12 protein-coding genes, 5 pseudogenes and 1 riboswitch are annotated in these 11,046 nt (G+C 34.6%); of the genes and pseudogenes, 4 read left to right on the top strand and 13 right to left on the bottom strand.

Going from position 1 to position 11,046, the window contains the following annotated elements:
- The coding region (locus tag JCM21714_RS19640) for an IS3 family transposase (RefSeq protein ID WP_148295083.1) at positions 1–147 on the top strand (147 nt) is incomplete at its 5' end.
- On the opposite strand, the gene JCM21714_RS20340 is transcribed toward JCM21714_RS19640, so the two are convergent.
- A complete protein-coding gene (locus JCM21714_RS20340; RefSeq protein WP_035726234.1) occupies positions 94–303 on the bottom strand; it encodes a hypothetical protein in 210 nt (69 codons plus the stop codon). The two genes, JCM21714_RS19640 and JCM21714_RS20340, sit on opposite strands and share 54 nt — an antisense overlap.
- A 177-nt stretch (positions 304–480) precedes the next feature.
- Positions 481–581, top strand: a riboswitch (purine riboswitch).
- A gap of 52 nt (positions 582–633) precedes the next feature.
- Between JCM21714_RS20340 and JCM21714_RS17080 the strand changes: the two genes are divergently transcribed.
- Entirely contained in the window at positions 634–1,824 is a 1,191-nt protein-coding gene (locus tag JCM21714_RS17080; protein WP_035726232.1) for an MFS transporter, read from the top strand.
- Positions 1,825–2,178: 354 nt separating this feature from the next.
- Here the strand turns inward: JCM21714_RS17080 and JCM21714_RS17075 are convergent.
- The 6 genes and pseudogenes from JCM21714_RS17075 to JCM21714_RS23305 all read right to left on the bottom strand — a co-directional run.
- Positions 2,179–2,546 (bottom strand): annotated as a pseudogene (locus JCM21714_RS17075) (family 1 glycosylhydrolase); the annotation flags it as partial.
- 2 nt (positions 2,547–2,548) lie between these two features.
- Positions 2,549–2,677: pseudogene (locus tag JCM21714_RS19635) on the bottom strand (CAT RNA binding domain-containing protein); the annotation flags it as partial.
- A gap of 266 nt (positions 2,678–2,943) precedes the next feature.
- Positions 2,944–3,141, bottom strand: coding sequence for a hypothetical protein (locus JCM21714_RS22495; protein WP_268748396.1), 198 nt, complete (start codon positions 3,139–3,141; stop codon positions 2,944–2,946).
- Complete coding sequence (locus JCM21714_RS23310; protein WP_268748395.1) at positions 3,092–3,496, bottom strand: DUF488 domain-containing protein; 405 nt, start codon at positions 3,494–3,496, stop codon at positions 3,092–3,094. The genes JCM21714_RS22495 and JCM21714_RS23310 overlap by 50 nt, the downstream gene beginning before the upstream one ends.
- A gap of 72 nt (positions 3,497–3,568) precedes the next feature.
- Entirely contained in the window at positions 3,569–4,714 is a 1,146-nt protein-coding gene (locus JCM21714_RS17065) for an ATP-binding protein (RefSeq protein ID WP_052000880.1), read from the bottom strand.
- A gap of 8 nt (positions 4,715–4,722) precedes the next feature.
- On the bottom strand, positions 4,723–4,857 hold the full coding sequence (locus JCM21714_RS23305) for a hypothetical protein (protein WP_268748394.1): 135 nt from the start codon (positions 4,855–4,857) through the stop codon (positions 4,723–4,725).
- Between the two features lie 432 nt (positions 4,858–5,289).
- On the opposite strand from JCM21714_RS23305, the gene abnA reads away from it, so the two are divergent.
- Entirely contained in the window at positions 5,290–6,225 is a 936-nt protein-coding gene (gene abnA / locus JCM21714_RS17060) for an arabinan endo-1,5-alpha-L-arabinosidase AbnA (protein WP_500784401.1), read from the top strand.
- 251 nt (positions 6,226–6,476) lie between these two features.
- On the opposite strand, the gene JCM21714_RS24560 is transcribed toward abnA, so the two are convergent.
- From JCM21714_RS24560 to JCM21714_RS17050, 3 genes and pseudogenes are all read right to left on the bottom strand, one after another.
- Positions 6,477–6,587, bottom strand: a complete 111-nt coding sequence (locus JCM21714_RS24560) for a hypothetical protein (RefSeq protein WP_369403648.1) — start codon at positions 6,585–6,587, stop codon at positions 6,477–6,479.
- A gap of 35 nt (positions 6,588–6,622) precedes the next feature.
- Positions 6,623–6,948, bottom strand: a pseudogene (locus tag JCM21714_RS17055) (GNAT family N-acetyltransferase); the annotation flags it as partial.
- A 54-nt stretch (positions 6,949–7,002) separates the two neighbouring features.
- A pseudogene (locus JCM21714_RS17050) lies at positions 7,003–7,446 on the bottom strand (ATP-binding protein); the annotation flags it as partial.
- A 22-nt stretch (positions 7,447–7,468) separates the two neighbouring features.
- Between JCM21714_RS17050 and JCM21714_RS17045 the strand changes: the two are divergent.
- A pseudogene (locus JCM21714_RS17045) lies at positions 7,469–7,901 on the top strand (ATP-binding protein); the annotation flags it as partial.
- A gap of 865 nt (positions 7,902–8,766) precedes the next feature.
- On the opposite strand, the gene JCM21714_RS17035 reads toward JCM21714_RS17045, so the two are convergent.
- The 3 genes from JCM21714_RS17035 to JCM21714_RS18890 form a co-directional block, all read right to left on the bottom strand.
- Positions 8,767–8,988 carry a hypothetical protein gene (locus JCM21714_RS17035; protein WP_035726227.1) on the bottom strand — a complete coding sequence of 74 codons (222 nt, stop codon included), beginning with the start codon at positions 8,986–8,988 and terminating at the stop codon, positions 8,767–8,769.
- A 1,120-nt stretch (positions 8,989–10,108) separates the two neighbouring features.
- Positions 10,109–10,690 carry a signal peptide peptidase SppA gene (gene sppA / locus JCM21714_RS18895; protein WP_052000878.1) on the bottom strand — a complete coding sequence of 194 codons (582 nt, stop codon included), beginning with the start codon at positions 10,688–10,690 and terminating at the stop codon, positions 10,109–10,111.
- Entirely contained in the window at positions 10,684–11,004 is a 321-nt protein-coding gene (locus tag JCM21714_RS18890; protein WP_158413554.1) for an ATP-dependent Clp protease proteolytic subunit, read from the bottom strand. The genes sppA and JCM21714_RS18890 overlap by 7 nt, the downstream gene beginning before the upstream one ends.
- Positions 11,005–11,046: the final 42 nt, after the last annotated feature.

Below are 11,046 nucleotides of genomic sequence, written 5' to 3'. Positions count from 1 at the left end.
CGCTACAAAACGCGTCAAGAGGCTAAGATGAGCATCTTCGAATATATCGAGACATTTTACAATTTCAAAAGAATTCACTCTACCATCGGTTATCTATCGCCAATAGCGTTTAAAAAACAATACGAGCAATTGCTCTCCCATAAGTAAATAAGCGTTATCTAAGATGTATCTATGAATCTCTTGAAGCTCCCCCCACATTTTTTTCGTTTTGATTTGTCGTGCTTTGAAAGCAGCACGGATTTGGGAGGTGTCAAGGGCCGACAATAGGAGGGGGGCAAAGCCTTTACCCTTGATAGCTGCCAAAGGAATGCTATCCTCCTGAAACGACAAAAAAAAATGAAAATATTTTTAGATAAAATCCACATTCTTTATATCTAATATATTGACATAAGTCCACCTCGATCCAACTCATATCTTCCTTCAAAATTAAAAAAACTTGATAAATTAGCGGATAGCTAGTAGACTATCCAAGGTGCTCGCTTATCATAAATTAATACAACCTGTATAACCTCAGAATATGGCTTGGGGGGGTCTCTACCAGGAACCTTAAAATCCTGATTACAGAAAATGAACTAATCATTTTTTGTAATCAGGATTTTTTATTTTTCATTATGAAAGGAATTAAAACATACTATGAATCTAAAAGTTTTTATATTAGCATTATCCACTGTTGCTGTTGGACTTGTCGAATTAATTATTGGCGGCATACTTCCAACTGTCGCAAATGATTTGAATATTACGTTAAGCTCTGCCGGACAATTAATCACGGTGTTTGCACTTGTATATGCCATCACTGGCCCGGTCTTATTAGTACTCACCAGCAAAATAGAACGGAAAAAGTTATATCTTATTGCCTTGCTTATTTTCTTCATCGGTAATATCATGACCTATTTCAGTCCGAATTTCACCTTTATGATGATTGCGAGAATATTGACAGCAATGAGTACCGCACTTATCGTTGTTTTGTCCTTAACCATCGCAGCAAAAATTGTTGCCCCCCCAGCACACCGGGCAAAAGCTCTCGGTCTAATTTATATGGGCATTAGCTCATCACTTGTCATGGGGGTACCGCTTGGCATTGTGATTTCCGATATATTTGGGTGGCGCGTTATTTTTCTTGGGATTGCAATATTATCAATCGGTTCCTTTATTCTTATTTCGATCTTTTTAGAGCGAGTTCCAGGAGGAAATGCTATTCCACTTTCACAACAAATAAAAGCAGTCGCCAGTTTGAAAATAGGCAGTGCACATCTTGCAACGATGTTCTTACTAGCAGGCCATTATACGCTTTATGCCTATTTTACTCCGTTTTTGGAAACGGAACTTCAACTGAATGCCAACTGGATCAGTATTTGTTATCTGTTATTCGGGATTGCAGCAGTAAGTGGTGGAGCATTCGGGGGAGTTCTTTCTGATTCTATTGGTACGCATAAAAGTATCCTTACAGTAATTATTTTATTTGTAGTTGTGCTATTCGCGTTACCATTCACTACCTTTTCAATGATCGTATTCATCCCGATTATGATGGTTTGGGCAGCACTGAGCTGGAGCTTAGCCCCCCCACCTCAACAGAGCTATTTAATTGAAACAGATCCTGCTACATCGGATATTCAGCAAAGCTTTAATAACTCCGCCATCCAAATTGGGATTTCTGTCGGTTCAGGATTTGGCGGCATCGTATTAAGTCAAACCGGAACAGTTTCCCATATGGCTTGGTTTGGCGGAATACTTGTCATTATCTCATTACTATGTGCCATCTTCTCGTTAACAAGAAGAACAAAGGGAAAACGAAAAGCTATTCTGAAGACGGCGGCGCAAAATTAAATATAGACTCTTGCTAGAATATTTTTTTCGATATTCAGTTCTTATGGACAAAAAGAAGTGAATACGAACTTTTCTGTCCATAAAATTAATTCTTACGGACAAAAAAGGGCAAACAGGAACTATTTTGTCTATTAGATCCATTCTTACGGACAAAAATAGGCGAATGCGATCCTTTATGTCCGTAAGAAGCGAAATTAGCTTGACTTTTGTCGTTAATAAAACGGAAGAACTGAATTGCGAATAAATATTTCTCTTTTCTACCTATAAGTCATGTTACAATTCCAATCTTCTGCATCAGTCATTCATTTGTTTGTCATTCTAATCTAAAAATCAGTGAGGATCCCTACTGATTTTTTATAAATTTTTCCCATTTGAAGCAATAACATCTTTATACCAGAAGAATGATTTCTTACGTTTACGTTCTAACGTACCACTTCCATCGTCATGCTTATCGACATAGATAAAGCCGTAACGTTTCGAATATTCACCAGAAGAAGCACTTACTAAATCAATACAGCCCCAGCTCGTATAACCGATTAAGTCGACTCCATCTTCCACTGCTTCGCCCATTTGTGCGATGTGCTCACGAAGGTAATTAATGCGATAATCGTCATTTATGGATCCGTCTTCTTCCACTTTATCATACGCACCTATCCATTTTCAACGACCATTAAAGGTTTTTGATAACGACCATACAGTTCATTTAGAGAAACTCTTAAACCTATTTAGCATCATCAATAGGCTGACCGACTTTCTTTTGAAAGGCTAGCCCTTTCCCCATTACCACCATTTCCTGGTTATGCTCATTCAACGTGACGACTACATTATTGTTTAGAACCTTCTTAATATCCATCTAAACACCTCCTCTAATTCATCAGTTCTATTTTTTATTCTCTCCATTTATCCTGGAAACAAAAATATATAATAAAAAACCTAAATCTGAATACAAGAAGATCGCTTTCCATCTTCTTGTCGCAAATTTAGGTTTTGCCTGCCGAACAGTAACAATCCAATTAATTTGTAAACGTTTAACTCATTTTTACCATAGCTGTACCTGAGTGTCAAGAGGTAAATACATGAGCATGCTCATGCTAAAATGGAAGAACCTCTCTGCGCTTCCTATAGCCTGGGATACACAACAGTTCCATCCTTTTCTACCGCGGGAGTTGCTCCCCCCCATTTCCCTAATTGATGCTCAACAAACGTAGCTTTTGCTTCTGCATCAGGAATGATATGGATAACTTGAGATCCATTTGCCTGAAGGTAATTACTTATGATCAACCGGTGGCACCTTGAGGGATGACGCTCGGAACACATTAACACCACACGATGTTTCTTTGTAAGTAACTCCACCTCCCCCGATTCCTTGTTTAAAGCTTTCTGATAAGGTATAATCTGCATAATTATGGAAAGATTGATTTTCCCAACCATCGTTCAACACCTCGCCAACTTCACCAGACCTGCTTCTTCTGCCACCAAGCTTAGGAAGATGAAAATAGTCAATATACGCTCTCTCTAACCACTCTTGTAATTGGTCTTTATTAAAATGAGGATTTCTGTTGCTTCCTGGCATTGACCGTACATCTACCACACAATCAATTTCTTTAGTGGCCAATAATGCTAAAAATGTTTCCTGTGAATGGTTGTAATGTCCAATCGTAAATACTGTCATTCCTAACCTTCCTTCGTAGACATGTACTCCTTATCTATACCCGATTACTAATACTAATTACTATAAATGTAGCTAAATTACCATTCCATTTTTACGATAACTTCCATTTATTGGTAATATAACCGTTACACTAGTTCCTCTATCAACTTCACTATCTATCAAGACATCTCCCTGATGCTCCTCAATTATTTTAATGCTCACCATTAATCCCAAACCTGTTCCTGTTTCTTTCGTTGTATAAAACGGTTCACCCATTTTCGGTATTTTTTCCTGTGGTATTCCTACACCTTGATCTATTACTTCAATTACTACATTATCATTCGAAAGGTTTGCGGCAATTGTAATCTCACCACCGTTTTCCATGGATTCAATTGCGTTTTTTACAAGATTTATAAAGACTTGTTTTATTTGAATTTCATCACAATAAATAGGCTGAAGATCTTCCGCTATTTTTGTTTTTAGCTTGATGTTATTTTTTACAGCCAAAGGTTTTAGTAATGATACGACATACTCCAAAATGTGTGGAACATTTTCCCTAGAAAAAGAATGGGATTTAGGTTTTCCAAGCATCATTAAATCATTGACAATTGTATCGATTCTGTTGACCTCATCAAGGATGATCGGAGTGTATTTATCAGAAGGATCTTCGTCCATTTGTTTCAGCTCCAGAAGTCCTTTTATAGAAGTTAATGGATTCCTTATCTCATGTGTTATCCCGGCTGCCATTTCTCCTACCGTAGCTAATCTTTCAGTCTCTTGCAACTCTTCATATGCTTTTTTTATAGCAGTAATGTATGATATAACCCGCGTTAATAACAAATAGGCAACCATAGCCATAATAATCACTAATAAGATTGGTGTCATCACAATCTCCATTTTACCCGTTACAGAGCCAATGAACGTATATTTAAAAACCATTCCTAACGAAACAATCCAGAAATAGGTCTTATTAACAAATATCGGAGAAAACAAGACGAGTAACACTTCAATAATATTTCCACTCTGATAGTTATAATTAATATCATTACTTGATAAATAGATCATTACATCATTAATTAAAACAACTAGAATATAAACAATAAAGTAAATATATTTAATAAGATGTGGTTTATCTTTTTTAAAACAATAGAGAGCTACGAATAATAATCCAACATGAATAAGATAAGGAATAATTCCTAAACTTCCCTCTATAAACCAACCAGCCCCATTTCCCTTCATAAGTGGATCTATGTAAAGATCAAAAAATCATAACCCCATGTAATAACATAAAAGAGAATTAAAAATAATATGGTCGCTTTCTTCTCCTGATTTAATAGTGCATATGTAGTAGTAACAGGTGCTGACATAATTTCCCCCCCCATCGACTAACTTATTTCGACAAATTTCTTATTCTTCCATTTTATACGATACATTCTCCTAGATACAAGATTTTCTCCTTAATATTTCTCTATTAATTTTTTACATTGACTAAACTATTTGGTTTTGTAACATTTACTTTTGGCATAAGCACTCAATAGGAGGTGTTGCATAATTGATTTTATGTAACGAAATACCTTGGTGATTTCTCCACTAATTTGAAGACATTTGCAGAAAATATTAATTGTGCCACAACATATTTTAATCATTAAAATTAACTAAGTCATTAATCAAATATCTTTTTTATGTTTTTAATTAACATATTAAACATGTTATGTTAAAATTATCTACACAAAGAATGCGCTTTCATTATTTTGTTGGCGTATTAAAATTAAAAGGAGATGATGAAAATTAAGTTAAGAACGTATTGAAAGGTAATCTTTTTTGTAATGATTCTCTTTGGTGTGGGCAGTGCTTCTGTATCAGCGGCGTTTTGGGAAATGGATGAACATCCAATGATTCATGACCCCTCGATGATTAAGGAAGGAAACACATGGTGGACATTCGGCACAGGTGAAGTCGATAAGAATGGTATACGAGTAATTTACTCACAAGATGGACGGAATTGGAACGAAGCACCAGTTATTTTTCCTCAGCCTTTAAATTGGTGGAGTCAATATGTACCTAACCATACAAGTGCTCAATGGGCTCCTGACATCCAATATTTTAATGGGCGCTATTGGCTCTATTACTCTGTCTCTTCTTTTGGTTCCAATCAATCTCTAATAGGTTTATTGTCAACAGATAGTATTGAATCGGGTAATTGGCGAGATGATGGACTTGTTGTTCGTTCGACCACCAGCGATAATTTTAATGCCATTGATGGAGACTTAGTGATTGATGAAAATGGGCAGCCATGGTTATCGTATGGCTCTTATTGGAGTGGAATTAAATTAACTAAACTAGATGCCCAAACGATGAAGCCTACTGGTCAAACCTATTCGATAGCTGCCAGACCTGATCATCCAGAGGGTGCAGTCGAAGCACCGAGTATCACGTATAAAGATGGATACTATTATTTATTTGTTTCTTTTGATAAATGTTGTAATGGTTTGGATAGTACGTATAAAATTGCAGTTGGTCGCTCAACAGCTATAACAGGTCCTTATCTAGACAAATTTGGAAACGATATGTTGTACGGTGGCGGAACGATTTTTGATACAGGTAATGATAAATGGGTCGCTCCAGGTCATCAAGATGTGCTCAATAACAACATCTTTGTTCGCCATGCTTATGACGCGGACCGAAATGGCCTGCCAAGCTTATTAATTAATGATTTATATTGGGACAGTTATGGATGGCCTACCTATTAAAGGATGTAATTTGATGCATATAAATTAGTGAATAAACGTGTAACTATTTATCCTGTAAGCCCGAATTTTTACCATTCGGGCTTTTTTTTCATTCTTAGGAGAATATAAAAGTTACCTACATTAATCTTTTGCTAACTTTTTATGATTGGAGTTTTATTATTTATAATTTTTATAAGACAAGGTTAGGTATTATTGGCAAGCAACTCAAGGATCAATCAATTAACTTTATAAAAACGAAGGGGGGGAGACAATTATGATAAAATGGAAACCCTTATTGCTACCAGATGATTGCTGATTAACAGTCGATGACATCTTGATGAATGACGCTCCGAACACATTAATACAACTCGACGATGCTCTATAAGTGATATTAAATCGTCTATTCCCTGTTGAAAGCTTTCTCAAGTCCAAATCTTTGAAAATTGTTTTTTATATAAATCCTCTCCATTTCTAGAAATTCGTCCCCCATTTTCTCAGATTGTGCCTCATCAGTATTAACTTTTAAATAACCAGCGACTTCATTGTTAAAATAAACAAAAAGAATTGCGAGGAAAGAGTGGCTAATTCTTTTTCTAATTGTTTTAAGTTAAAGGCTTTTTCTAAATAAGCACTCATATTTTCGACAGAATTCTGATGCTTAAATGTCTGACTAAATATCTCACAACTAATTTCCTGAAGCAGAAGTGAATCTGCAAGAGTACACTTTCTTATTTTTATCTTCATCACACTATATACTCCTTATGTATTTCGCAAGTGAAAAGTGAGCCATATTGCAATTTAATTTAGAGCCACTTGATCATTACTATTTCTCATCCATTCTTCTGTTTCTTTCATTCGATAAGATGCCCCCCCACTCATGTTTAAAACATGAGATTTATGTGTTAAGCGATCTGTTAAAGCTGCGGTTAGTACGGCATCATGAAAAATATCTTGCCACTTTAAAAAAGATAAATTACTAGTAATAATCGTGGATTTTCTATCAGCTCGTAGTGATAAATGCGAAAATAATAATTCAGCTCCTTCTTTATCAAAAGATATATAGCCCAGTTCATCTAAAATGACAAGGTCATACTTTTCAAACTTTAATTCGAATGACCGTAACGTACGCTCCGAACGATGCTCTTTTAATTGATTAATAAAAGACGGAACCGTTGCGAAAAACACACGATAACCAGCTAAGCATGTTTCCATCCCTAATCCAATAGCCAGATGGGATTTGCCTTTATAGAAAGCTTTCTATAAGGGAAAAACTCATATTTCAATTGGTTTAGGGTTAGAAGCAGTCAATAAAGGGCATCGTGTATCATTTGTATCTATGGGAGAATTAGTACCTTTATTAAAAAGTGAGGAGTTTCTTAGAAAGTCCCAGCTACAGATGAAACGCATTAGAGAAGCTGATCTGGTTATAATTGATGACCTTATGTATATGGCGATGGACCAAAATGAGGCAAATCTATTTTTCCATCTTATTAACCATCTATATGAACGAAGTTCAATCATTCTAACTTCAAATAAAGGACCTGAGGAATGGGGGAGAATTGTTAGGAGATCAAGGAATTACAACGGCGATTTTAGATCGCCTTCTCCACCGTTCTGAAGTCATCCATTTCGATGGGGCTAGTCACAGAATTAAATATCGTGAGTCTCTTTTTCAAGCAAAAAGTGTTCAAAATTAATGAGCAGAAAGTGTTCAAAACTACTTGACGGTTACACCTGTCGATTATGATACTTGACGTAATTAAAAAACAACAAAGAAATAAACCTTATATAAATGGTAGAATCCTTTAAAATACTTACTAATAATCCAACAAAAAGGGTGATATCATGGCTATATACTTTAAAATTCTACAGGTTAAAGAAAAGTAATCTATAACATAGTAGAAAAATTGAAAAATGAATGTTTATTAGATAATAAATCAATTTCAAGAGACTGATCACCTGTTTTTTGGATAGAACAAAACCAAATCTGCTTTCAAGAATTTTTTATAGAAAATTCAAAAATTCTAATACTTCAAGTGATAGTTTCGATGACAAGTTAAAGAAGCAACTAGAAACGTAAAAGAAAGCGTTTATAAATTTGCTAGAATATTGTTTATATACCATTTGTTTCCTTATAGAAGATCTGTAAGTTATAAAAAGAAGATAAAAAAAATGGAAATAATCACTTCATTGGGCATCATAACATATGATCCTTCCACTTAGAAGTCTTTGGGGTGTTAAAAGACGGAGTTGAGGCTACCTGAACTTTCTATAACACTAGCAAATAGTTTGAAAAATCCTTTCTATTTTTAGCAGTAGAGAAGTTAGAAGGACTTTCAAATGTATTTAGCTAAAAGAATTGTTAAAAATTCTTTTTAAGGTTTTCCATTTTGTAAAATCCGTTTATCGGACCAGTATATTATACCGCCACACAAAGTTGGAAAAGTAAAAATGCAAAGAGAAATTTGAAAGCATTTCATTTTTTTACCGTCATCAAAACGATTTCTTTTATGTAAGTTAAGTTCCTGCCAATTTGTATTACTGACAGGAACTGAATATTTGTTACTTATCAAAAATTTCTTCCACAGTTTCAACTTTCATATCACTTTCATTGAGACCACCTGCCCAGAATGTACCTTGTCTTGCAGCATCTCCTAAGGCACTCTTATTAGCTTGGTATGCATGTTTGCCGTATACCCAAGCCTTTTGCGCCCCCCCTTTAGCTACTACCCCCCCAAACAGCTTGAGGTGTTTCAGAGTTAGCGCTTGAAGTTTGTTCAGCACTTATATTAACTGGGGGCAATATTATGTGAACTTGCTGTGGAAGAAGCGCCGAAAGTTAAAAAGCCTATTGTTATAAGTAAACATGTTCCAACTAAAGCGATTATTTTCTTATTCATAAAATTCACCTCCTTTCAATATCGAGCTACTAATTTTCTTATAGATAACTAACAAACATAGATATGAAATAGTAATTACACAAGAAAAGTACAGAGTTATATATCTTTACTTTCTATTGTTTGTATATATATTTACTATTTGAATTGAAGACAGAATATTTCATAACATTCAAACCACTACCACGGACACAAACAAAGTCAATAGTGGTGGTACTGTTACTATATCTATATCAACAAATACTATATCTCCATATGGCAACGGCGGCCCAGAATTGTGCCATAAGTGGATCAAAAACATGAAAAGGGGGGGGTACCATTTAATAACTAAATGGCTCTCACCTTTGCATTCACTGGCTCTATTATCCGCAAACGGTGGCTCAAAACTCCATACTAGTAGATCATACTGTCCCCAATACTCATAAATACCCGAGCATTTGTAGTATTATATTAACATATATAACAAATAATGTTAAATAGATTTCGCGATAGCTTTAAAATAATTTTTCTACAATGACAGTTATAAATAAAGCCATATAATAAAAAATGGATAATTGATGGTGTTTCATCACCTAATAATTGGTAATGAGGTTCGAGATTAAAAAGTCCATAGGATTATAAATACAATAACTAAAATAGCAGTCAAGAAGATGGTGAAAAAACACGGTTCGTGATCTAACGAAGAATTACTCAGGCAGCATTTCTTTCTTGGCTAGAGAACATTTTTACTCCACAATCTATACATTAAGGAAAAGAGAACACTCAACATTAAAATAGACTTAAATACATAAACATAGAGCAAGACTGAATTGTGAACATGTTTCTAAAGCTGGAATTCTTAAGCAAATTCAATTAGTTTATTCCAATATCTTTTGGTAACACAAAGATGGTAGCAGCCCCCCCTTACCCTAAAATAGAGATTATGTGTCGAGTCTATTCCATAATATAGTGGATGTTATAGAAAAAGAGATTAGATAATATCTTGATAAATTGTCCATTGGTACTATTTATTGATCAAAGATATACATTAATCTTGCTTGATTGTTAATACCTATTATATTTTCAATATCCTTAATTAAATTTGATTGGATATTGGGTGAGAAGCTATCCATAATTGAATTTTTCGGTGTAACTCTAACCACCTTTAAATTAGGTTGATTTAAACTTTTTTTGATATAATCCGTAGCATCTTCTAAGCTACCTAGCTTATCTATTAAACCGAGTTCTTTCGCTTCATATCCAGAATAAATTCTACCATCTGCCAAGTTCTGTACTCTTTCTCTATCCATATCTCGGCCATTAACTATAACTTCTAAAAATTTTTCATAACTATCATCCACCACACTTTGATATATTTCCTTTTCTTCGGGAGTAACCTCCTTTAAAGGACTGGCCATATCCTTGTGCTCACCACTTTTAATATTTACTTGAGAGTAACCAATTTTATCTGCTAATTCATCATATTTTGTAAAGTTCATTATAACTCCTATACTCCCAGTTATTGTTGAATGATTTGCATAAATATGGTCTGCTGGAGTAGCTATGTAATAACCACCTGAGGTAGCCATTGAGTTCATGGATACTACCAATTTTTTCCCCCCTTTTCTTTTATTTTTACCAATTCATTATATATATTATCAATCGCTACCACATCTCCTCCAGGCGTATTCACAGATAAAACTACACCCTTTATACTCGAATCTTCAGCTATAATGTTTAATAAGTTTAAGATAGAATTCTGGTGTTGTAAACTATTTGAATATATAGGCCCATCGATAAATATTTGAGAGATTTTTTCCTTCCCTTCGCCCTCCACAATTGATTCTTGCCATCCATTTTGTATATACTCGTTAGAATTTCTGTATATTGTAAAACCAATGAATGTAATTACTATAATCGTCACTACAAGTATTGCTATTATATTTTTATTGAATTTCATTTAATA

The organism is Gracilibacillus boraciitolerans JCM 21714, from assembly GCF_000521485.1.
Lineage (GTDB): Bacteria > Bacillota > Bacilli > Bacillales > Amphibacillaceae > Gracilibacillus > Gracilibacillus boraciitolerans.
This window is presented reverse-complemented; position numbering and strand designations above follow the sequence as displayed.